Origin of the sequence: Bradyrhizobium sp. ISRA442 (assembly GCF_038085055.1) — a bacterium.
GTDB lineage: Bacteria > Pseudomonadota > Alphaproteobacteria > Rhizobiales > Xanthobacteraceae > Bradyrhizobium.
Genome location: NZ_JALGCN010000019.1, coordinates 127,770 through 148,861 on the forward strand (window position 1 = coordinate 127,770; position 21,092 = coordinate 148,861).

Genomic DNA, 21,092 nt, shown 5'->3' on the forward strand with positions numbered 1-21,092 from the left:
TTCATGCTCTAGTTGGTGTTGGGAGCCGGGATGTCCGCAGGCGCCTTCACCTGCATCATCAGATCATCGTTCCACTTGCCCTCGACCTTGAAGTGCGCGGTGGCACCGAGGTCGGCCGCCTCGATCAGATTGTGCGTGACGTAGGCGTAGACGCCGGGCTGCAGAAATCTGTACATCGCAGCGCCGGCCGAGCCGCCGCGAATGAACCAGGTCTCGAGCCCGGTCTCCGGCGCGTTGGAGAATTTCCCGGTCTCCCAGACATAGTCGCCATGGCCGCCGATCAGATGCGGACGGCTGTCGCGGTTGGCCTGCGAATGCACGATCAACACGTTCTCGCCGACATTCGCGGTCAACGCATTCTTGCCGGTGAGCGCGCCGACCTTGCCGTTGAACACCACGTGGGTCGGGGTCAACTTCTTCATCACCTCTTCGGTGTCGGTGTAGGCCTCGCCGGGCGACTCGTAGGACTTGAAGTTGCCCTTCTCGTCACGCGGCACGTACATATCCTGCTCGCCGATGTAGTAGACCTTGTCGTATTTCAGCGCGTGGCCCTTGCCGTCGTTGAGACCGTCGCGCGGCAGCACCATCACGGCGCCGTTCATGCCGGAGACGACGTGCCAGGGGATCATCGGGCCGCCCGGGGCGCAGTGATAGACGAACACCCCGGTCTTGGTCGCCTTCCAGCGCAGCACCACCTGCTCGCCGGGGTTGACGAGGGTGAGCGCGCCGCCACCGAGTGCCCCGGTCGCGGAATGGAAGTCGATGTTGTGCGGCATAGTGTTGGTCGAGGGATTGACCAGCGTCACTTCGACATAGTCGCCCTCATGCACGACCATCAGCGGACCCGGCATCGAACCGTTGAAGGTCATCGCTTGGAAGGTGGTGCCCTTCTCGTCGATGACGACCTTCTTCTCCTGGATCGTGAGCGTGAACTCCATGATCTTGGGACCTTGCGTGGTGGCCTGCTCATGTGCGTGCACGAAGGGCGGTGCGACCAGCTCAACCTTCTGCCGCGGCAGCTTGAGATCGTTCGCGGCGAGGGCGGGCGCTGCCAGCATCAGGGCGGTCGCGGCGGCGCTGATCAATGCGGCTCTGCGGGTGAACATCGGAAGCATCCTTCATCTGAAATGGTTTTGATGACGGGATGCAGTGTGCGCCGATCACCGCAAGATGATTTGCGCTGCAACAAACTTTTTCCGAATTCGCCTCCGTGAAGATGCCTAAGAGGCTTGCCGAGCAGCATCGGTAACGCGAACGGCACGACGACACGCAGCGCGCCATCAGTCGGGCCAGCAGCAAATCGTTGGCATGTTCAGTTGCGTACGGTTGCGAATGTCTGGACGCGCGGGCGCTAGAGCAGCCGGATCGCCAACCAGACCGTCCCCCAGACCGCAAGCGACAGCGCTGCGATGATCGAAACCATGATCGCCAGCACGCGCATCAAATGGCCGGTGCCGCTCGGGGGCGCTGCCGGCACGGGGCGGAAGTCGTCGAAGCGCGGGATATGACCGCGAAGGCCGAGCAGCCAGAGAACGAGTTCGAGCGCGAACGGCGCCATGGCGTCATCTCCGAAAGGGATATGTGGTTGAACGTCACACTGGCCGTATTCCGGCGGTTCGACTTTGAGCGAGCGCAAGGTCAGTTCCTCAAATCAGGGCTAGCTGAATGCATTCCTGAACTTGCCGCGCCCGTCTGCGGCGGCATTTTGCGAGTGGGTAAGAGATGAGAATCGATCTCGCAGCGAGCTACGGCGAGGAACATCTGCCGCGCTACACGAGCTATCCGACCGCTCCACATTTTTCGCGTGCCATCGGCGCAGACGCCTATGCGACATGGCTGGCCGAAATTCCGACCAACGCCAGCGCCTCGCTCTATCTGCACGTGCCGTTCTGCCGCGAGATGTGCTGGTATTGCGGCTGCCACACGCAGATCGTGCGTCGCGACGGTCTCATCGCTGCCTACCAGCGCATGCTCCGCAGCGAGATCGAGCTGGTGGCCGAAAAGGTTGGCCGCCGCATCAAGGTCGAGCATCTCCATTTCGGCGGCGGCACGCCGACGATCATGGCGCCGGACGCCTTTGTCGAGCTGATGGCGACGATGCGAACAGCGTTCTTCGTGCTGCCTTCGGCCGAGATCGCGGTCGAGATCGACCCGCGGACGCTGACTGCCGACATGGCGGAGGCGCTACGGCTCTCCGGCGTCAACCGCGCCAGCCTCGGGGTGCAGAGTTTTGACCCGGTCGTGCAGCGCGCGATCAACCGGGTGCAGAGCTTCGAGCAGACCGCTTCAGTCGTCAACATGCTGAGGCGGGCCGGAATCAAGGGAATCAATTTCGATCTCATCTACGGGCTGCCGCATCAGACCGTTGCCTCCTGCCTCGATACCGTGCGGCGCGCGCTGACGCTCGCACCCGAGCGCTTCTCGGTGTTCGGCTATGCCCATGTGCCTGATTTCAAGAAGCACCAGCGCATGATCAATGAGAGCGCCTTGCCTGATGGCCTGGCGCGCCACGACCAGGCCTGCGCGATCGCCACCGCGTTGAAGGAGGCCGGCTATGTGCAGATCGGGCTCGACCATTTTGCCAAGGCCGACGACTCCATGGCCGTAGCCTTCAGGAAGCAGACGCTGCGCCGCAATTTTCAGGGCTACACCACCGACACAAGCGAGGTCTTGCTCGGCTTCGGCGCAAGCGCGATCGGACATCTGCCGCAGGGCTATGTCCAGAACGAGGTGCAGATCGGCGCCTATTCGCAAAGCATCGCCGCCGGCCGCTTCGCCACCGCGAGGGGCTATGGGCTCACCGACGACGATCGGCTGCGCGCCGACATCATCGAGCGCATCATGTGCGAGTTCGGTGTCGATCTTGGCGCGATCTGCGCGCGCCACGGCGCCGCGCCCGAAGCGATGCTGAAGTCGGCACCACGGCTGAAGTCGCTGGTCTCCGACGGTGTCGTGAGCCTCGACGGCGACCGTCTCGCCGTCGCCCGGGATGCGCGCTTCCTGGTCCGCAGCGTCGCCGCCGCGTTCGACGCGCATCTCGATGCAGCGAAGCAGTTGCACAGCAGGGCGGTTTAAAGTCACCTCGCCCCGCTTGCGGGGAGAGGTCGGAATTCAAGCGCCAGCTTGAATTCCGGGTGAGGGGGACTCTCCGCGAGCCCAGCTCTTGTCGTGAATGCGGAAGCAGCCCCTCACCCCGACCCTCTCCCCGTAAGAACGGGGAGAGGGAGAGAAGCCTCCGCCAGCTTGCGCTTCGACAAAGATACCTCCGCCGCCTCCGCTATCGTCGTTTCGGAACGGAGTTGTCCATGCCTTTCCGATCCGACGATCTGGTCGATGACATCATGCGTACGGCGCCGCACACGATCCGGGTGTTTCTTGCCTTCAGGATGGCTTGTGTCGGCTGTCCGATCGCAACGTTCCACACGGTTGATGATGCCTGCCGCGAGCACGGCATCGACCGCGACAAGTTCCTGGCTGCGCTGTGCGAGTGCGTGCCGGCGTAAGGACAGACCTCGCCCCGCTCTTGTCCGCCGAAGCTTCAGCGAAAGGTGGATGCGGGGAGAGGTCAACCCTCACGCCGGCCCGCTGTCCGGATTCCGTTCCGCCAACACGACGATCCTGTGCGGGTCGCGCAGGATGATGCGCTGGCGGCCGCTCTCGACGAGGCCCTGGCTCTCCCAGCCGCTCAGGATGCGGCTGACCGTATGCAGCGTCGTGCCGGTCATCTGTGCGATGTCCTGGCGGCTGATCGGGAAATCGATCTCGATGCCATGGTCGAGTTTCTTGCCCGATTGCTTTGCCAACCGCAGCAGTGCGTGCGCGACGCGCTGCTCGACCTGCTGGGTCGATATTTCCAGGATACGGGTATGGCTTTCCTGAAGGCGCGATCCGACGGTCCGCAATGTGCTGCCGGCAAGCGATGGAAACCGCTCCACCAGCCGCGGCCAGGCGGCGGTCGGCCAGATCAGCACAACGCTGTCGTCGACGGCGGTCGCGGTCGCCGGATATTGCGCGAGCCCGATCGCCATTGCGAGCCCGAAAGTCTCGCCGGGCGCGACATAGCGCACCACGATCTGTTCGCCCGTCGGCGTGGTCTTGGCGGCACGGACATGGCCGTGCAGCAACAGGAAGAAAGCGTGCGCGTCCGCGCCCTGCTCGAAGATGGCGCTGTTCTTCGGGTAGCGAGCCGAGCGGGCCTCGCGAAGGATCTCCTCGAGCTCCTCGGCTTTGAAGCCCGCAAACAGCGGCAAATGTGCAACCAGCGACGTATCGACCTTGGCCATCCCGCCTCCAATGCGCGGTGTTCCGGAGTGTGATGGCACCTCCAATCGTCCGACAGTTTGCGATAGCGCAAAACCGGCCGGCCGGGTGGCGATATTTTTCCTGACAACGATCTGATCTCCCTGGAGTTGCCCCATGGCTGGCGCCCGATCCCGCAATTCGCAAGGCTGGCCGCTGTTCGCGAATAGTTTCCGCCCCTTCTTTCTTCTGGCCGCGATCCAGGCCGCGCTGTCGATCCTGGTCTGGCTGCCGATGTTCTATGGCGAAGTGTCGTTGACATCGGCCTTTGCGCCGCGCGACTGGCATGTCCACGAAATGCTCTATGGTTTCCTGCCGGCGGTGATCACGGGGTTCCTGTTCACGGCGATCCCGAACTGGACCGGGCGGCTGCCGATCCGGGGTCGATCCTTGGGCGCGCTGGTGGTGGTCTGGCTCGCCGGACGCGTGGCGATGACCCTGTCGGCCGAGCTCGGCTGGGCCTTTGCACTCGCGGTCGATGCCGCGTTCCTGGCTCTGGTCGTCGCCGCCGCAACCCGTGAGATCATCGCCGGCGGTAATTGGCGCAACCTGCCGGTGGTGATGCTCGTGCTCATGCTGCTCGCCGGCAACGTCGCCTTTCATCTCGAAGCGCATGTCGAGGGCGCGGCCGATGTCAGCATCCGCGTCGGCATCTCGGTGGTCGTGCTGTTGATCTCGCTGATCGGCGGCCGCATCATCCCGAGCTTCACCCGCAACTGGCTGGTCAAGGTCAATCCCGGCCGCCTGCCAGTGCCGTTCGGCCGCTTCGACGGCGCCGTGATCGGATGCAGCGCGCTGGCGCTGATCGCGTGGATCGTGGCGCCGCTCAGCGCCGTCACCGGTGTTGCGATGATGGTCGTCGGCAGCTTGCACCTGGTGCGGCTTGCGCGCTGGGCCGGCGACCGCACCTCGCGCGAGCGGCTGCTCCTGATCCTGCATGTCGGTTACGTCTTCGTCCCGCTCGGCTTTCTGCTGCACGCGGCGGCCGCCTTCGGCGCCCTGCCGCCGAGTGCCGGCATCCACGCCTGGATGGCGGGCGCGGCCGGTGTCATGACGCTCGCGGTGATGACCCGCGCGAGCCTCGGCCATACCGGGCAGGCACTGACGGCCTCGTGGGCGACGCAGGCGATCTATGTCGCGATCATCATCGCGGCGGTGGCGCGGATCGCCGCGGCGGTATGGCCGGCGCATGGCGACGTACTGCTGCATGTTGCCGCCTGCGGCTGGGTCGCCGCCTTCCTCGGCTTTGCCATTGCGTTCGGTCCGCTGCTGCTCGGCAGCCGATTGCGTGCGCTAGCTATAGTGTACGCGGTCGCGCCGGCGCGCTGACTTAGGCCGCCGTCGCCGTTGAGGCCTGCGGCCGCACGCCCCTGCGCCATTCGGTGATGGTGCAGCCGAAGCGGCTCCGGAACCAGCGCGCCATGGCGCTTTGCGCGGAGAAGCCGAGCTGTGTGGCGATCGCCGACAGCGGCCGGCCGGGGGCCTCGATCAACTGGATCACGAGCTCGGCGCGGCGCGCGTCCAGGATGGCCGAGAAGCTGGTTCCGGCTTCGGCGAGGCGGCGGTGGATGGTGCGGCGGGTGCAGGCGAGGTGCTCCGCCACGCGTTCGACGGTGCAGTCGCCGCTGGCGAGCAGGGTGCGCACGACTTCGTCGACCTTCTGCTCCCAGCTAGCGGGCCGCATCTCGATCGCCTCGATCCGCTTGCGCAGATAGCTCGCGATCAGCGGATGCGCGCTCGGGATCCGGCGGTCCATGTCGTGGGCCGACAGCAGGATCGCATCGTCGCCGGCGTTGAAGGTCACGGGGCAGCCGAAGAATTCGCGGTAGCGCTGGCGGTCGCGAGGCGGCGGATAGTGCAGATGCACTTCCTGCGGGCGCCAGTCATGACCGAACAGCGACTGGATGATGCGGTGGATGCTGCCCAGTGCCATGTCGATGGACTGGCGCGAGGCGCTCGGCTGCCGGCCACGCAAATGCAGCGTGACGGTCACGGTCGTCCTGTTGCGCACGACGTCGAGCTTCATGCCGTCGTGATGGACGTGGATGAACCGCGAGAATGCGTCGATCGCATCGCCGATCGTGGCCTGCTCGCGCACGATCAGGCCGACGGAGCCGAAATTGGTCAGGCCGCCACGTTCGGCGAGGCGCAAGCCGAAATCCTCGGCACCGGATACGTCTGCCGACAGTTCGAGCAGGCGACGGAGCCCCGAGACAGCAATGGGAATATCGGGCTTGTCGAGGCAGGCCAGCGGAAGGCGGACCTTGCGCATCATCTGCCTGGGGTCGAGCCCCACCGACCGGGCGACCTCCGGGTAATAGGTCAGGCCTGCGCTGCGAATGAGGTCGGTCATGCGAACCGTTCCTGCCAGCCATTCCCGCAGATGTCCCGAAATGTAAATTTTCTGTCCCGGTCCGTCAAATCGGGGAACCCGCTGGAACATACATAAGGGAAAACCGAAGCACCGGCGGAAATGCCGTGCTCATGACGGGGGCGGGGCGATAACGCCGGCCGCCGTCTCGGACCATTTGACCAAGACATTGCTGGATCGGGATCATGCTAGGGAACGTGCTTTCCAGGGGTGAGGTATTCGTCATCGACACCGATGCGGCATTGCGTGAACAACTCTCACTCGCGCTTCAGCAGAATGCGTATGACGTGATCTGCTTTGCCGACGGCGCGTCCCTGCTGTCGGAAGCGAAGGCGCGGATGCCAGCCTGCGTGCTCCTGGAGATGCCGTCCGATCGCTCCGGCCTCGACGTGCTCAAGCGCTTGCGCGAGGAGAATTGCATGGCGCCGGTGCTGGTGACGTCGGCGAACGGCAGCATCGCCATGGCGGTTGACGCAATCAAGAGCGGCGCGTTCGACTTCATCGAGAAGCCGTTCCGCACGCATGACATCGTCGAGCGGATCGATGCTGCGATCGACGAATTTGTACCGCCGACGCCGAACCGTCAGCGCTGGCTGGCCGGGTGCGAGCCTCTGACCGAGCGCGAAAGCGACGTGCTCGAGCATCTCGCCGCCGGCTTGACCAACAAGGAGATCGCTCGCCGGATGCAACTGAGCGCGCGCACGGTCGAGGGCTACCGCGCCACCATCCTCAGAAAGGCCGACGCCAGGAACGTGACCGATCTGCTCCGCCGCATCTACGGCCAGGGTACGGTTAATCAAAGCTAAAGACGCGGAGACGCGTTCCGCGGTCACGGGCCTGCCGCAGCGCTGCCCCACGGAAGCCCCAATCGAACCGGTTCCTCCCCCGCCGCGTCTCACAACGATGGCGTGGCACTTATCACGCGTCCGGCTGGCGGCGCGTGATGGCAGGAGGGAATTTCATGCGCACGATTATGAAGTGTCTGGCGACGACGAGCCTGGTCCTTTTGACCACAGCGGCCGCATTGCCGGCCTGGGCCGCCGACGTGAACGCCACATCGGCCATCGATACCGTCACCGTTTACCCCGATGGCGCGAGCGTCACCCGCGTCATCACACTGGACCTCTCTTCCGGTGATAGCACGCTGGTCGCCAAGGACTTTCCGCTCTCGCTCGATCCGTCTTCGCTGCGGGTCGAGGGCGAAGCGGGGGCGAAGCTCACCATCGGCACCATCGATGCGCGGCCGCCTCGCGCGGCGCCACCCGTCAACCTGCCGGAGCTCGACAAGCGCATCGAAGACCTCAAGGATCAGCGCGCCGACCTGCAAGGGTCGATCGATGCGGCCACCGCCCCGCGCAAGTTCGCCCAGCACTTTGCCGAAGCCTCGCCGGCCGGTCTCGGCGACAAGGGCGAGGCTCGTCCGATCACGGAATGGCGCGCGGCTTTTGCTGCAGTGGCCGAGGAGATCGCCACCGCCGACACCGCGATCCGTGACGCCGCGCGAAAGCAGCGCGAGATCGATCGCCAGATCGCGCAACTCGAAGCCGAGCGCTCCGCCAAGCCGCCGAGCAAGCTCGAGGTGCGGATCGACGTTGCCGCAGCGGCCGCAACCAAGGCGACGCTACGGGTGACCTACGCCGTGCGCAGCGCGCGTTGGGCGCCGCTTTATGATGCGCGCCTCGACACCGGCGCCAAGGATCGCAAGCCGCAGTTGGAGCTGGTCCGCCGCGCCGAAGTCACGCAATCGACCGGCGAGGACTGGTCCAATGTCGCGCTCGGCGTCTCCACCGTCCGCATCGGCCGCGGCGGCAGCGCGCCGGAGCTGAACTCACTGATCGCGCGGTATCCGCAAGTGCCGAAGCCGCTGGCCCTGGGCACGGCCTCGGACCTGGCGCGGGCCGCGCCGAGCTTCCGCCAGCGTTCGGCGCAATTCGAACCTATGTCCAAAGCCGCCGAGGCGCCCGAGCGCGCCGACGAGCAGCAGGCGGTGGCCGAGATCGGCGACTTCCAGGCGACCTTCAAGATTCCGGGGCGCGTCAGCCTCGGCGCCGCGGAGGGCACCAAGAGCCTGCGTATCGCCTCGATGACGGTGCCCGCCGATCTCGCGGTGCGCGCCGCGCCGGTGCTGGATCCAACCGCCTTCCTCGAAGCCAGCTTCAAGCAGACCGATGAGGCGACGCTATTGCCTGGCAAGGTCGCGATCTATCGCGACGGCATCTTCGTCGGCCGCGGCAAGATCTCGGCCTCCGCCAAGGACGAGACCGTGCGGCTCGGCTTCGGCGCCGACGACAAGGTCAAGATCGAGCGCGCGGTGCTCAAGCGCAACGAAGGCTCGGCCGGCCTGCTCGTCACGACGTCGAAGACCGACGAACGCGCGTTCAAGACCACCATCCGCAACGGTCATGATTTCCCGATTCACGTCGCGATCGAGGATCAATTGCCGGTCAGCGAGAACGAGGACATCGTCGTCGAGATGCTGCCTTCGACCACGCCGCCGACCGCAAGCAATATCCGCGACAGGCGCGGCGTGCTGGAATGGTCGTTCGAAGCCAAGCCCGGCGAGATCAAGGACATCAACTTCGCCTGGCGCATCCGCTGGCCGAAGGACAAGGGCATGGTGATCGTGCCGGCGGGATAGAGTCCAGCGGAATTCACAGTGCGGGTAGCTCTTTCCGCTGTCATGCCCCGCGAAGGCGGGGCATCCAGTACGCCGAGGCATTTCCGTATCACACAGGCGTCTCGGCGTACTGGATCGCCCGGTCAAGGGCGATGACGGTTGGAGAGAGTAACCGCCTTACTTCGCCTTCAGGAAGTCGGCGACCTCGAGCAGCATGAACTCGTCGTCGTCGGCCTTGTTGGGATCGCGGCTCGACGAGAACGGCAGGTTGTTGTCGTTGCCGACGATGATGTGGGTCTCGTCGACGCGGTCGACGTTCTCGATGGTGAAGAACGGGAAGGTGTAGACGCCGTCGTTGAGCGGCTTCTTAGCCTGCTTGTCGGGATCCCTGATCTTCAAGAGATCGACATAGCCGATCTTGCGCACGGGCTTGCCGACGTTGGCGTCCGACAGCTCGATCTTGTAGATGCGTTTGAACTTGGCGACGTCAGGAAAGCAGTTCTCGCCGCGGGCGCCTTGCGGACAGGCCTTGTCGGGCGTGCCTTCGCCGTTGTCGCGCTCGATGACGAGGCCGGCGCTCGGATCGATCATGTTGAAGTCGCCGATGGCGTTGCCGTTCTGCTCGAACACATACTGCCAGTAGCGGCCGGTGAACTTCTCCGCGGCGACGTCGAATTCGAGGATGCGCGAGGCTTCCTTGCCGTCGACCTTCTCCCAATCCTTCTTGTCGGCCTCCCACAGCGGGCCCTCGAGCAGGCCATAGAGGAACTTGCCGTCCTTGGAGGAGGCAAAGCCCTCAAAACCCTTGGAGCGGCGCAGATTGACATTGGTGTAGGTCGCGCCCGGCGCGCCCGGCGTCTGCACCGCCCAGTGATCGGGCGAGCGCACCGGCTTGCCGTCGGCGACGGTCTCGAACACGCCGAGGATCTTGCCGGTCTTGTCGGCCTTCAGGATGTAGGGGCCGAACTCGTCGCCGATCCAGAAGGCATCGCCGATGATCTGAAAACCTTCGGTGTCGAAGTCGGAGCCGGTGAGGTAGCGCTTCTGCGTGTCCTCATGCATGATGCGGAACGGCACCTTTTTGTCGGGATCGTGCAGGAACACCGTCTCAAGCCGCTCGATCTTGCCGCTGGCCCAATCCATTTTGTAGCGGTTCAGGTACAGCATCGAATCCGGCGAGTTGGCGCGCGCGCCCATGCCGTTGTCGGTGATGACCCAGAAAGTGCCGTCACCCATCGACTTGATGCCGGAATGGCCCTGCAGCGGCTGGCCCTTGAACGGCAGCGACACGCCGGTCGGCCGCTCATAGGACTTGCCCATCACGGTGCCGAGCGCGTCGACGCGCTTGCCCGTGGTGTATTTGCCGGAGGTCTTGAGATCGGCCGGCGCATCCGCCGGCGCGTCGATGAACGATTCGGCCGGCATCACCACGTGGCCGGCGAGCTTGGCGGGGAATTCGCCTTCGTTCTGCGCGAGCGCGGGGCTCGCGGCGAGAAGGATGGTTGCGACGGAAGCGAGAAAGGTCGCGCGCATGTGCGTCTCCTGTTGACGGAGGCCGTCTTATGCGGATCGCGTATTGCAGTAGTGTGAAGGCGGACCAAACGCCGCAGGCGTTTGCTACTCCTTTACCGCGCCGGTCAGCGAGGACACGTAGTAGTCCACAAACAGCGAGTAGAAGATCGCAACCGGCAGCGAGCCGAGCAGCGATCCCGCCATCAGCGCGCCCCACTGATAGACGTCGCCGGTGACGAGCTCGGTCAGGATCGCGACCGGCACGGTCTTGTTCGCGCCGCTCTGGATGAAGGCGAGGGCGTAGATGAACTCGTTCCAGGACAGGGTGAAGGAGAAGATGCCGGCCGAGATCAGGCCGGGCACGGCGAGCGGCAGCGTGATCCGCCGCAGGATCTGTAGCCTTGTGGCGCCGTCGACCAGCGCGCATTCCTCGAGCTCGTAGGGGATCGACTTGAAATAGCCGATCAGGAGCCAGGTGCAGAACGGCACCAGGAAGGTCGGATAGACCAGGATCAGCGCCATCGGGCTGTCGAACAGGCCGAACTGCACCACGACGGTGGCGAGCGGAATGAACAAGATCGACGGCGGCACCAGATAGGCGAGATAGATGCCGAGGCCGACATAGGGGCTGCCGCGGAAGCGCAAGCGCTCGATGGCGTAGGCCGCGAGCGTGCTGGCGATCAGGGACAGCGTGGTCGAGCCGATCGCGACCAGCATCGTCGTCTTCAACCAGCGCGGATAGGCGGTGTCGAACAACAGATGCTTGATGTGGGCGAGTGTCGGCGAGGAGATCCAGAACGGGTTGTGATCCCTGTAGTTCATCAGCTCCGCGTTCGGCTTGAACGACGTGATCGCCATCCAGTAGAACGGAAACAAGAGGATCAGCACGAAGCAGCCGAGCGGCAGGTAGATCATCATCAGCCGCCGCAGCCCGGAATCCCAGGCCATGGTGTCGGGCGCGGCGTTGCCGACGGCGGACGGTTGCGCGGCGGTGTCAGTCATTGCCCTCTCCCTGCTGCCATTTGCGGCGTGCGAGACCGAAATAGGAGAACAGCGTCGCGAACACCAGGAACGGGATCATCGAGACCGCGATCGCCGCACCCTCGCCGAGCTCGCCGCCGGCGATGCCGCGCTGGAAGGCGAGGGTGGCCAGGAGGTGCGTCGAGTTCACCGGCCCGCCGCGGGTGATGGCATAGACGAGCTGGAAGTCGGTAAAGGTGAAGATGATCGAGAAGGTCATGACGATGGCGAGGATCGGCATCATCATCGGGAAGGTGATGTAGCGGAAGCGCTGCCAGGCGCTGGCGCCGTCGAGCATCGCGGCCTCGTAGAGCGATGGCGAGATGGTCTGCAGGCCGGCCAGCAACGAGATCGCGACGAAGGGAATGCCGCGCCAGATGTTGGCGGCGATCAGCGAGAAGCGCGCCGGCCAGGCCGATCCGAGGAAGTCGATGTTGCTCGAGCGCCAATGCAGCACGTCGACCAGGAGATAGGAGATGATCGAGAACTGCGGATCGTAGATCCACCAGAACGCCAGCGCCGAGAGCACGGTCGGCACGATCCAGGGCAACAGCACGATGGCGCGGAGCAGGCTCTTGAACGGAAAATGGTTGTTGAGCAGCAGCGCCAGCCAGAAGCCGAGCGCGAACTTCCCGAAGGTCGCCACCGCCGTATAGAACACGCTGTAGAACACCGCGCTCCACCACAGGGGATCGGTGAGCAGATACTGGAAGTTCTCGAGGCCGACATAGACGCCGCGCCGTCCGATCGTGGTGTCGGTGAAGGCGAGCCAGATGCCGAGGCCGAGGGGATAGGTGAGGAAGACGGCGAGCAGCCCGATCGCGGGCGCGAGGCACATCACGATCAGGAACGGCTTGTAGTCGAACAGCCGCACCAGCCACGACGGCTGCCGCAGCGCGAGGGCAGGAGAGGAGAGTGTGGTCACGGACATTCGGGTGTGTCCTGCTTGAGACTGTCATTCCGGGGCGGCGAAGCGCCGAACTCTGGTGCGCAATCGCGCACCAGAGAATCTCGAGCTTCCGGGTTCGATGCTCCGGGCCGCGCTCGCGCGGTCCCGTCGCATTGCCCCGGAATGACGGAGAACAGCTAGTGCGCTGTCACCGCCGGAAGTACCGCTTGCAGCGGCGCTCCGCCTCGGCGGCCGCCTGTTCCGGCGTCGCCGCGCCGGTCGCGACGGAGGCACACATCTGCACCAGCACGTAATCGGCGCTGACGGCGCCGGTCGCCGAGGAGATCGGCCCCTTGTAGCCATCGTAATAGGTGCTGTTCATCGTGTTCTTGAAGATCGCGACCTTTGGATCTTCGGTCCAGACCTTGGCCTCGGCGTAGGCGGCCAGCGGCTGGGCCCAGTAGCCGGAGTTGGCGTTGAGCCACGGCTCATACTGGTCCTTCTCCAGCATGAACTGCAGGAACGCCTTGGCCGCGTTGGGATACGGGCTGTGCTTGAACACCATCGCGTTCAGCGTCAGACCCGCCATCGGCGAGATCTTCGCGTTGCCCTTCGGCAGCAACTGATGCTCGCTGTCCTCCGCAATGGCACGGGTCGCCGGATCGTTCTTCAGCGAGAAGTACAGCGAGACGCCGTTGGCAGTCAGCGAGATCTCCTCCGACGAGTAAGCACGATTGTTGCTGACGTCGTTCCATGACGGCGTGCCGGCGATGAAGGTCGGGTACAGCTCCTTGACCCAGTTCAGCGCGGCGATCGTCTCCTTGCTGTTGATGACGACCTTGCCATCCTCGTCGAGCAGCGAGGCATTGTGCGACCACAGCGCCCAGTTGGCGAAGCCGTTGCCGTCGCCCTTGGCATTGCCGAGCGCGAAGCCGGCCGGCTTGCCGGCCTTGTGCAGCTTGCGGCAGAGGTCGACAACGCCGGCGTGATCCTCCGGAACCTTGTCGAAGCCGACCGATTGCAGGATCGACTTGCGGTAGATCAGGGGACCGGCAGTGGCGCCGAACGGCAGTCCGATCCAGGACTCGCTCTTGCTCTTCATGCCGTACTTCTGCGCCAGCGGCAGCCAGCCGCCGTAGCGCTTGCCAAGATAGTCGGCGACGTCGGTGAGCTCGATCAGCTTGTCGACATAGATATGCGGCGCGTCGGAGAAGCCGATGATGATGTCCGGGCCGGCGCCGGAGTTCGCGGTCACCGCGGTCTGCTGGGCGATGTCTTCCCAGCCGACGAAGTCGACCTTCACCTCGACGCCAGTCGCGTCGGTGAAGCGCTTGGCGTTGGCGCGGAATACGTCCTCGTCCGGCTGCACGAAGCGGACCGGGCGCAGCATGCGCAAGGTTGCGCCCTTCTCGACCGGCAGCTTCGGCGCCGGAACATCGGCGGCTTTGATCGGAGATGGTGTTGTTTGCGCCGCAGCACCGGTTGCGGCGAGCGCCGCAGCGGACAGGCCCAGCGCCAAGGCGTCACGACGTGTGAGGTCGTTCCTCATCAGTTCCTCCCTGTTATCTCCCTTCCCGGCGTTGATCGCCGGTGAAGGGTCTTCCGGTCTTTCGGCGCGTTTTTGCGCCGGCCGCCTAGCTGTTCGGCCCGCGGTCCATGCTGACAGGCTGCCAGCGGCGGAGCGCGGTGTCTTGCAGCACCGACGGATTGACGCAGCTTACCGGCCACATGCCCTGAAGCACCAGTGACAATTCGTAGCCCACGCGGCGCTTGCGCGCTTCGTCGAAGCGTGCCGAGGCCGAGGCGACATGGGCGGTCAGGGTCACGTTCTCCATGTCGAGCAGGGGATTGTTGTGCGACGGCGGCTCCTTCTCCAGCACGTCGAGCGCGGCGTGCGCGATCCACCCCTCCTGCAACGCCTTGATCAGGCTTTCCTCGTCCACGGTGGCGCCGCGGCCGGTGTTGATGAAGATGGAGCCCTTCTTCATCTGGCGAAAATGCTTCTCGGTCAGCATGTGATGCACCTCGGGCCGAGCCGGCGCGTGCATCGAGACGAAGTCGGATTGCGACAACACCTCGTTCAGCGTCGCCGGCATCACGCCGTGATCGTACATCAGCGTTTCCTGGATGAAGGGATCGTAGGCCATCATGCGCAGGCCGAAGGGAGCTGCGCGTTTCGCAACTGCACGCGCCACGCGGCCGAAGGAGATGAAGCCGAGCGTCTGGCCCATCAGCCGCGGGATCTTGAGCAGCGCAGGCCTGCCCTCGGCCCAGCGGCCGGTGCGCACCATCCGGTCCTGCTCGACCAGGCGGCGGAAGCCGGCGAGCAGCAGCATCATGGCGTGGTCGGCAACTTCCTCGATGAAGGTGTCGGGGATGTTGGTGACGGGAATGCCGCGCGCTGTTGCGGCCTTCACGTCGACGCTGTCGACTCCGACCGAGCCGAGCGTGATGACCTTGCAGTTCTCCAGTGCGTCGATGACGGTCTTGGTGATCGGCATGCCCTTGGCATAGATGGCGTCGGCGGTCTTTGCGGCTGCAATGAACTCGGCCTCGTTGGCCGGCGCCTCGACGATCTCGGCGTCGATCGGATCGAGCGCCTCGCGCTCGTACGAATAATCGCTGCCGGCGACCGTGAAGCTCGCGCCCTTCGGCGTCACCACCCTGTATTTCGGCATTCCCTGCTCCCGATTTGGTTTGTCGGTTCTTGTTGTGGCCCGCACCCGTGACGGGCCTTTGCGTCTTTTACGCGAAATCGCGGCGATCGCGTACAATTCCCGGTTGCTGGAGGCGGTGGAAACGGTCGGTTTTCCACTCACGATCCGGGCTTCTACGGAGCTGCCCGTAACAGGTTGCTAATTGGTCTCGCCCTAGAAGTTGATTCAATTTGTATCGATTCACTCGCGTGCCGTATCCCTTTTGCCTCGGAGCCTCCCGTGAAGTTGAGCAATCTGAAGATCGCCCCCAAGCTCGGCATTCTTGTCGGCGTCACCTTGTTCGGTCTGTGCATCTCCGGGGTTCTCGCCGGTTATCTGATGAAGCGCGAGATGGTGCATGCGCGCATCGATCAGACCAAGGCCATCGTCGAGCTGGCCCGCAACTACGCGGCAACCTTGATGAAGCGGGTCAACGCCGGCGAAATGACGAAGGATGCCGCGCTCGCGGAACTCCGCCGTTACGGCAATGCGATGACCTACGACAAGGGCTCCGGATATCTGTTCGGCACCACCTATGACGGCATCACGCAGCTCGCGCCCGATCCGAAGCAGATCGGCGCCAACCGCATGGACGTCGAGACCAACGGGCGAAAGCTCTCCCGTGAGATCATGGATGGCGTCAAGGCCCACGGCGATATCCTTCTCTTCTATGAATATGTGAAGCCCGGCCAGGAGAAGCCGATCCGCAAGCTCGGCTACGCCGTCGCGGTCCCCGGTTTCGAGATGTATCTCGGCACCGGCGCCTATCTCGACGACATCGACGAGAAGATGGGGCCGGTCTACTGGCTGCTCGGCCTCTCCGTGCTCGGCATCGTGATCGTCGCCGGCAGCGTCGCCTGGCTGCTCGGCCGCAGCATCAGTCATCCGCTGGCGCTGCTCGGCACGCGCATGAAGGAGCTTGTCGACGGCAAGCTCGAGGGCGACATCCCCGGCGTCGGCCGCGGCGACGAGGTTGGCGCGATGGCGTCGACCGTCCAGATCTTCAAGGACAACGCGATTCGCATCCGCGACCTCGAGCAGACCGAGGCTCAGGCCAAAGAGCGCGCCGCGGCGGAACGACGCAGCGCGATGGAAGATATCGCCAGCGACTTCGAACGCAGCGTCAACGGCATCGTCCGCTCGGTCTCCTCGGCCGCGGCCGGCATGCAGACCACGGCGCAGTCGATGACCGCCACCGCGAGCGACGCCAGCGCGCGGGCCGCGACCGTCGGTGCGGCTTCGCAAAAGGCTTCCGGCAATGTCGGCACGGTTGCGGCCGCCGCCGAAGAATTGTCGAGTTCGGTCGCGGAAATCTCCCGCCAGGTGACGCGGTCCACGGAAGTTGCGAGCAAGGCCGTCAGCGATGCCGAGCGCACCAACGCCACAGTGCAGGTGCTCTCCTCCGGCGCCGAGAAGATCGGCGAGGTGGTCAAGCTGATTCACTCGATCGCGGCGCAGACCAACCTCTTGGCGCTCAACGCCACCATCGAGGCGGCGCGTGCCGGCGAATCCGGTCGCGGCTTCGCGGTCGTCGCCTCCGAGGTCAAGGCGCTCGCCAACCAGACCGCCAAGGCGACCGAGGAAATCTCGGCCCAGGTCGCGGCGATGCAGACCTCGACCAGCGACGCAGTGTCCGCCATCGCCGGCATCACCCAGACCATCGCCGAGATGAGCGAGATCACCGCCGGCATTTCGGCATCCATCGAGCAGCAGGGCGAGGCCACGCGCGAGATCGCCCGCAACATCCAGTCGGTCGCGGCCGGCTCGAGCGAGATCAACGCCCATATCGGCAGCGTCACCTCGGCTGCGGAGGCGACGGGCAGCGCGGCCACCGACGTGCTCTCCAACGCCCGCGAGTTGGACAACCAGTCCGGTGCGCTGCGCAGCGCGGTCGACGGCTTCCTCGCCAAGGTGCGGGCGGCGTAAGCACTTCGGTCATGCCCCGCGAAGGCGGGGCATGCGGTAGCCGCGGCTTATCGATTCAATCACGACCGTCTCGGAGTACTGGATCGCCCGGTCAAGCCGGGCGATGGCGGAGTAGGTGGCCGCCCTCACTGCTTCTCGATCCCCGCGTTCTTGATCAGCTTTTCCCACAGCACGAGCTGCTCGCCCACGAAGGTGCCGAGCTCTTCCGGCGTGCCGGAGAAGGCATCCATGCCGAGGGTCGCAAGCTGGGCCTTGATCTCCGGCTTCTCGATGATCTTCCTGATCTCGGCGTTGAGCCGGGTCACGATCTCCTTCGGCATGCCGGCCGGGCCGAAATAGCCCTGCCATGACGAGATGTCGAAGTCCGGCACCCCGGCCTCCTGCATCGAGGGCAGATTCGGCACCAGCGGCGAGCGGTCCTTGGTGGTGACGGCGAGCGCCTTGAGCGCGTTGCCGTTGACGTGGGGAAGGCCGGTGAGAATGTCGACGAACATCATCGAGACGCGGCCGCCCATGACGTCGTTGAGCGCCGGCGGCGAACTCTTGTAGGGCACGTGCAGCAGGTCGAGCCCGGCATTATGCGCAAAGGTTGCGCCCGACACGATCGCCGAAGACGAGCCCGAGGCGTAGCTCAGCTTGCCCGGATTGGCCTTGCCATAGGCGACGAGCTCGCCGACGCTCTTGGCTGGCACTTCCGGATTGATGACCAGCATGAAGGGCAGGTCCCCGGTGCGCGCGATCGGGGTGAAGTCCTTCACGGGATCGTAGGTCAGGCTCTTCAGCAGGTAGGGATTGGCCGAATGCGTGGTGTTGGTGGTCACCAGCAGCGTGTAGCCGTCCGGTGCAGCGCGCGCGACATAGGTCGCGGCGATCATGCCATTGGCGCCCGCCTTGTTCTCGATGACGATGCCGACGCCGAGCGCCTGCGACAGATGCTGGGAGATCAGCCGCGTCGTCGTATCGGTGCCGCTGCCGGCCGCGAACGGCAGCACCAGCGTGATGTTGCGGCTGGGATAAGTGTCGGCCTGCGCGGCAGATGCGGCGGCAAGACACAGCGCAGCAGCGCCGGCGGTGCGGATGACAGAAATCAGCGATGACAGCATGTCTGGACGTTCCCTCTTTTTCGTTGGCCGGGAACCTAGCGTCTCCTCGTTGAAATCGGAAGGTGTGAGTTTGTCGCCAGGTCTCGTGCCCCGGCGCGGCGCAGTGCGCCCTTCGCGGCGTGATGCGCTGCTGAACCGGGGCCCATACTTGCGGCAATCTCGGTCCCGGCTCAGCGTCGCGTCATTGCATGCCGCGCCGCGTCCGGGACACGCGACTTGCCCCGCATCCGCGGCGCGGAATTACTTCACCGCGGAGCCCTGCCGCGACGCGATCACGACGCCCGCGAGCACCAGCGCATAGCCGATCAGGTGAAAGGGCTGGAGCTTCTCGCCGAGCAAGAGGATGGCCATCGCCGAACCGAACACCGGCACCAGATGGAAGAACGGCGCGGCGCGGTTCGGTCCGATCAGCGCCACGCCGCGGTTGAAGAAGAGATAGGCGAGCGTCGAGGGGAAGATCAGGATGTAGGCCAGTGTCGCCAGCGTCAGCGCATCGAATTGCAGGACGTTGCCGCTCCAGGCTTCCCAAACCGCCGTGGGCAGCAGCATCGTCGCGCCGCAGCAGGTGGTGAAAGACAGGAACGAGAGCTGGTGGATCTTCGGCCGGCGCGGGATGAAGGCGGAGTAGATCCCGAAGGCAACCAGCGAGGACGCGAACATGATGTCGCCGCGGTTGAAGCTGATGCCGGCGAGCGCCGACAGGTCGCCGCGCAGGATGATGATCAGCACCCCTGCGAGCGAGATCGCGATGCCGGCAAGCTGCGCACCCGTCAGCCGCACCCCGAACAGCACCAGCGACCACAGCGCCACGAACAGCGGTCCGGCCGACTGGATCAGCAGCGCGTTCAGCGCCTCCGTGTATTGCATGGCCCAGTAGGAGATCGCGTTGTTGAAGGCGAAGCCGACCAGCGACAAAAACAGCATCAGCGGCAGGCTCTTGCGCAAGCTTGGCCAGTCGCGCTTGAGATGCGGCCAGGCGAACGGCAAGAGGATCAGGAACACGCCGAACCAGCGGATCGTGGTCACCGTCAGCGGCGGCACATGCGCGCCGACATGGCGCGCGAGCACGATGTTGCCGGCCCAGAACAGCGAGCTCAGGCTCAACAACAGGTAAGGCTGATTATTGAGCCAACTGGCCGGATTCGAGGCCGGTGGCGCGGGCGAAGCAATCGTCATTGGCGTTCGATGCGAGCTTGCGCCGGATTCTCGTTGCAGCACAAGTCACGCGGCCGCAATGCTACAATGCAAGCAGACCTGAGGAGGTGTCATTGGCGGTTAATATGTTGAACATCGAAGGCCTGGAGCAGCTCGATCGACATGCCCCGGTGGTGATGCTGAACCTGATGCGCTTCAACGCGCGCTCGCGCGACGGTGACGGGTCCGGCTGGGACGCCTACTTGCGCTACAGCGCAATCACCGTGCCGATGATCAAGGCGCGCGGCGGCACGCTGCTCTGGACCGGCGAGGCAAAGGCCATTGCGCTCGGCCCCCACCAGGGCAATGGCTGGGATTTCGTCGCACTGGTTTACTATCCGTCAGTCGCGGCCTTCCTCGACATGATGACGTCACAAGCCTACGAGGCAGAGGCCGACCCGCACCGCCGCAACGCCTGCGCCGAGCATGTGATCATTGCGACGAACGAGGCGTACAGCAAGTTCAAGGTGCGTTGACGCGCGATATTCAGGTTATTGTCGTACGGCACGGTCTTTTCCCTCTCCCCTTGTGGGAGAGGGTGGCTCGCCGCGATAGCGGCGAGACGGGGCTTTCTCCGCACACGAATTTCTCGGTATGTGATCCCGCGGAACAGCGCGAGGACAGCGACTTGGTTGCAGCGTTGCATAAGGTCAGGCTTGCTGAGAAAGCTGGGCTGCAATACCTGCGTCACGACAGAAAAGGTCGAGCAACGACTGTTTATCTATAGTTAGCTTGAATGGTGTCACCGGGGCGTTTTCCGCGCCATAAACACCAGAAGCCTCGACCAGCCGATCCGTCGCGTCTCTAAGCGGGGTCGTCATCTCGCCAAAAGGAAGCATCCGATAGTTCTGTTCGGAGCCATCCTTCCGAAGCAAGGCAATCGCTGATGGAAGGTCCCGCTGGCCAGTATAGCGAAAATCTAAACCCGTACTCCGTTCGGCAAGCGTCATCTCGTCGCCTACGTGAATGAGAGTATCACGCGTTGCGTAAAAGCCGATCATTTCTTCCGCCGCGGCGCGAGGCCTTACAATATCCGACACGTTGTTAGCGACGCCCCAGAACGACCCTTTGATGCGCAGGTAGCGGCGCATGTTCTTTTTGTTCGATGCAAGCACGAATCCACGAATGGGAAGCTGAGCGATCATCTCTAGCGCGGTCCGCTTTTGAGCGGCCGACAAATGCCTATAATGAAGATCACTGCGCTTACTTCCGATCTTGGACAGGATTGTTCGAACCCAGTTCTGCACCTCGGACTCATGCTTTGCTCTGATAAGCACCGCACCAAGGCACAGCCATTCCGTGGCGCCAACCGGATCGATGGGGCGCACAGCCTTCAGTCCTGCGTCGCCCGCCTCATCAATGTAAGCAATGTAATAGGGGGCAGGGATTTGAGTCGCCATTAGCGCGCAACTATGGCGTGTCTGCAACAATTGAATCAATCCGTTTAGGTCTTGCGCGGTGGCCG

Annotated in this window: 18 protein-coding genes and 1 pseudogene; 7 read left to right on the plus strand and 12 right to left on the minus strand. The window is 64.3% G+C overall.

All coding sequences use genetic code 11. The features are described 5' to 3' along the window. Nucleotides 1–8: 8 nt before the first annotated feature. Nucleotides 9–1,106, minus strand: coding sequence for a copper-containing nitrite reductase (gene nirK, locus MTR72_RS30565; RefSeq protein WP_280966648.1), 1,098 nt, complete (start codon nucleotides 1,104–1,106; stop codon nucleotides 9–11). A gap of 245 nt (nucleotides 1,107–1,351) precedes the next feature. Beyond that, nucleotides 1,352–1,558 (minus strand): hypothetical protein, encoded by a 207-nt coding sequence (locus MTR72_RS30570; RefSeq protein WP_280966647.1) that lies wholly within the window; start codon nucleotides 1,556–1,558, stop codon nucleotides 1,352–1,354. A gap of 164 nt (nucleotides 1,559–1,722) precedes the next feature. Here MTR72_RS30570 and hemN point away from each other — a divergent pair, with 164 nt between their 5' ends. Continuing rightward, on the plus strand, nucleotides 1,723–3,075 hold the full coding sequence (gene hemN / locus MTR72_RS30575; RefSeq protein WP_280966646.1) for an oxygen-independent coproporphyrinogen III oxidase: 1,353 nt from the start codon (nucleotides 1,723–1,725) through the stop codon (nucleotides 3,073–3,075). A gap of 230 nt (nucleotides 3,076–3,305) precedes the next feature. After that, a complete protein-coding gene (locus MTR72_RS30580) occupies nucleotides 3,306–3,503 on the plus strand; it encodes a DUF1858 domain-containing protein (protein WP_270162734.1) in 198 nt (65 codons plus the stop codon). A 69-nt stretch (nucleotides 3,504–3,572) separates the two neighbouring features. On the opposite strand, the gene MTR72_RS30585 is transcribed toward MTR72_RS30580, so the two are convergent. Next, a complete protein-coding gene (locus tag MTR72_RS30585) occupies nucleotides 3,573–4,283 on the minus strand; it encodes a Crp/Fnr family transcriptional regulator (protein WP_280966645.1) in 711 nt (236 codons plus the stop codon). A 133-nt stretch (nucleotides 4,284–4,416) separates the two neighbouring features. On the opposite strand from MTR72_RS30585, the gene MTR72_RS30590 reads away from it, so the two are divergent. Continuing rightward, the gene (locus MTR72_RS30590; RefSeq protein ID WP_341511662.1) at nucleotides 4,417–5,628 is read left to right on the plus strand and encodes an NnrS family protein; all 1,212 of its coding nucleotides are present in this window, start codon (nucleotides 4,417–4,419) and stop codon (nucleotides 5,626–5,628) included. A 1-nt stretch (nucleotide 5,629) separates the two neighbouring features. On the opposite strand, the gene MTR72_RS30595 is transcribed toward MTR72_RS30590, so the two are convergent. Beyond that, a complete protein-coding gene (locus tag MTR72_RS30595) occupies nucleotides 5,630–6,652 on the minus strand; it encodes an AraC family transcriptional regulator (protein WP_280966643.1) in 1,023 nt (340 codons plus the stop codon). Nucleotides 6,653–6,855: 203 nt separating this feature from the next. On the opposite strand from MTR72_RS30595, the gene MTR72_RS30600 reads away from it, so the two are divergent. Then, nucleotides 6,856–7,476: a response regulator transcription factor gene (locus tag MTR72_RS30600; RefSeq protein WP_341511663.1), complete on the plus strand. Its 621-nt coding sequence runs from the start codon at nucleotides 6,856–6,858 to the stop codon at nucleotides 7,474–7,476. A gap of 155 nt (nucleotides 7,477–7,631) precedes the next feature. Continuing rightward, on the plus strand, nucleotides 7,632–9,308 hold the full coding sequence (locus tag MTR72_RS30605) for a mucoidy inhibitor MuiA family protein (RefSeq protein WP_341511664.1): 1,677 nt from the start codon (nucleotides 7,632–7,634) through the stop codon (nucleotides 9,306–9,308). Nucleotides 9,309–9,464: 156 nt separating this feature from the next. On the opposite strand, the gene MTR72_RS30610 is transcribed toward MTR72_RS30605, so the two are convergent. From MTR72_RS30610 to MTR72_RS30630, 5 genes are all read right to left on the minus strand, one after another. Next, the gene (locus tag MTR72_RS30610) at nucleotides 9,465–10,820 is read right to left on the minus strand and encodes an esterase-like activity of phytase family protein (protein ID WP_280966640.1); all 1,356 of its coding nucleotides are present in this window, start codon (nucleotides 10,818–10,820) and stop codon (nucleotides 9,465–9,467) included. 84 nt (nucleotides 10,821–10,904) lie between these two features. Next, entirely contained in the window at nucleotides 10,905–11,747 is an 843-nt protein-coding gene (locus MTR72_RS30615; RefSeq protein WP_445819648.1) for a carbohydrate ABC transporter permease, read from the minus strand. A 46-nt stretch (nucleotides 11,748–11,793) separates the two neighbouring features. Next, nucleotides 11,794–12,750, minus strand: coding sequence for a carbohydrate ABC transporter permease (locus MTR72_RS30620; RefSeq protein WP_341511665.1), 957 nt, complete (start codon nucleotides 12,748–12,750; stop codon nucleotides 11,794–11,796). Between the two features lie 166 nt (nucleotides 12,751–12,916). After that, complete coding sequence (locus MTR72_RS30625) at nucleotides 12,917–14,257, minus strand: ABC transporter substrate-binding protein (RefSeq protein WP_280966637.1); 1,341 nt, start codon at nucleotides 14,255–14,257, stop codon at nucleotides 12,917–12,919. Nucleotides 14,258–14,342: 85 nt separating this feature from the next. Beyond that, nucleotides 14,343–15,386 (minus strand): C-terminal binding protein, encoded by a 1,044-nt coding sequence (locus MTR72_RS30630; protein WP_280966636.1) that lies wholly within the window; start codon nucleotides 15,384–15,386, stop codon nucleotides 14,343–14,345. A gap of 258 nt (nucleotides 15,387–15,644) precedes the next feature. Between MTR72_RS30630 and MTR72_RS30635 the strand changes: the two genes are divergently transcribed. After that, nucleotides 15,645–17,330 carry a methyl-accepting chemotaxis protein gene (locus MTR72_RS30635; protein WP_280966635.1) on the plus strand — a complete coding sequence of 562 codons (1,686 nt, stop codon included), beginning with the start codon at nucleotides 15,645–15,647 and terminating at the stop codon, nucleotides 17,328–17,330. A gap of 125 nt (nucleotides 17,331–17,455) precedes the next feature. Here MTR72_RS30635 and MTR72_RS30640 read toward each other — a convergent pair whose 3' ends face one another. Further along, the gene (locus tag MTR72_RS30640; RefSeq protein WP_280966634.1) at nucleotides 17,456–18,433 is read right to left on the minus strand and encodes a Bug family tripartite tricarboxylate transporter substrate binding protein; all 978 of its coding nucleotides are present in this window, start codon (nucleotides 18,431–18,433) and stop codon (nucleotides 17,456–17,458) included. 240 nt (nucleotides 18,434–18,673) lie between these two features. After that, nucleotides 18,674–19,609, minus strand: coding sequence for a DMT family transporter (locus MTR72_RS30645; RefSeq protein ID WP_280966633.1), 936 nt, complete (start codon nucleotides 19,607–19,609; stop codon nucleotides 18,674–18,676). A gap of 104 nt (nucleotides 19,610–19,713) precedes the next feature. On the opposite strand from MTR72_RS30645, the gene MTR72_RS30650 reads away from it, so the two are divergent. Next, nucleotides 19,714–20,103 carry a DUF1330 domain-containing protein gene (locus tag MTR72_RS30650; RefSeq protein WP_341511666.1) on the plus strand — a complete coding sequence of 130 codons (390 nt, stop codon included), beginning with the start codon at nucleotides 19,714–19,716 and terminating at the stop codon, nucleotides 20,101–20,103. A 174-nt stretch (nucleotides 20,104–20,277) separates the two neighbouring features. On the opposite strand, the pseudogene MTR72_RS30655 reads toward MTR72_RS30650, so the two are convergent. Continuing rightward, nucleotides 20,278–21,092, minus strand: a pseudogene (locus tag MTR72_RS30655) (hypothetical protein); the annotation flags it as partial.

What these genes read in the sequence shown, in the direction of transcription:
- MTR72_RS30600 (WP_341511663.1), top strand. Translation starts at nt 6,856, where the DNA reads ATGCTAGGGAACGTGCTTTCCAGGGGTGAGGTATTCGTCATCGACACC.
- MTR72_RS30605 (WP_341511664.1), top strand. Translation starts at nt 7,632, where the DNA reads ATGCGCACGATTATGAAGTGTCTGGCGACGACGAGCCTGGTCCTTTTG.
- MTR72_RS30645 (WP_280966633.1), bottom strand. Translation starts at nt 19,609, where the DNA reads ATGACGATTGCTTCGCCCGCGCCACCGGCCTCGAATCCGGCCAGTTGG.
- MTR72_RS30595 (WP_280966643.1), bottom strand. Translation starts at nt 6,652, where the DNA reads ATGACCGACCTCATTCGCAGCGCAGGCCTGACCTATTACCCGGAGGTC.
- MTR72_RS30585 (WP_280966645.1), bottom strand. Translation starts at nt 4,283, where the DNA reads ATGGCCAAGGTCGATACGTCGCTGGTTGCACATTTGCCGCTGTTTGCG.
- MTR72_RS30570 (WP_280966647.1), bottom strand. Translation starts at nt 1,558, where the DNA reads ATGGCGCCGTTCGCGCTCGAACTCGTTCTCTGGCTGCTCGGCCTTCGC.
- MTR72_RS30620 (WP_341511665.1), bottom strand. Translation starts at nt 12,750, where the DNA reads ATGTCCGTGACCACACTCTCCTCTCCTGCCCTCGCGCTGCGGCAGCCG.
- hemN (WP_280966646.1), top strand. Translation starts at nt 1,723, where the DNA reads ATGAGAATCGATCTCGCAGCGAGCTACGGCGAGGAACATCTGCCGCGC.
- MTR72_RS30630 (WP_280966636.1), bottom strand. Translation starts at nt 15,386, where the DNA reads ATGCCGAAATACAGGGTGGTGACGCCGAAGGGCGCGAGCTTCACGGTC.
- MTR72_RS30590 (WP_341511662.1), top strand. Translation starts at nt 4,417, where the DNA reads ATGGCTGGCGCCCGATCCCGCAATTCGCAAGGCTGGCCGCTGTTCGCG.
- MTR72_RS30580 (WP_270162734.1), top strand. Translation starts at nt 3,306, where the DNA reads ATGCCTTTCCGATCCGACGATCTGGTCGATGACATCATGCGTACGGCG.
- MTR72_RS30615 (WP_445819648.1), bottom strand. Translation starts at nt 11,747, where the DNA reads ATGGCCTGGGATTCCGGGCTGCGGCGGCTGATGATGATCTACCTGCCG.
- MTR72_RS30625 (WP_280966637.1), bottom strand. Translation starts at nt 14,257, where the DNA reads ATGAGGAACGACCTCACACGTCGTGACGCCTTGGCGCTGGGCCTGTCC.
- MTR72_RS30650 (WP_341511666.1), top strand. Translation starts at nt 19,714, where the DNA reads ATGTTGAACATCGAAGGCCTGGAGCAGCTCGATCGACATGCCCCGGTG.
- nirK (WP_280966648.1), bottom strand. Translation starts at nt 1,106, where the DNA reads ATGTTCACCCGCAGAGCCGCATTGATCAGCGCCGCCGCGACCGCCCTG.
- MTR72_RS30640 (WP_280966634.1), bottom strand. Translation starts at nt 18,433, where the DNA reads ATGCTGTCATCGCTGATTTCTGTCATCCGCACCGCCGGCGCTGCTGCG.
- MTR72_RS30610 (WP_280966640.1), bottom strand. Translation starts at nt 10,820, where the DNA reads ATGCGCGCGACCTTTCTCGCTTCCGTCGCAACCATCCTTCTCGCCGCG.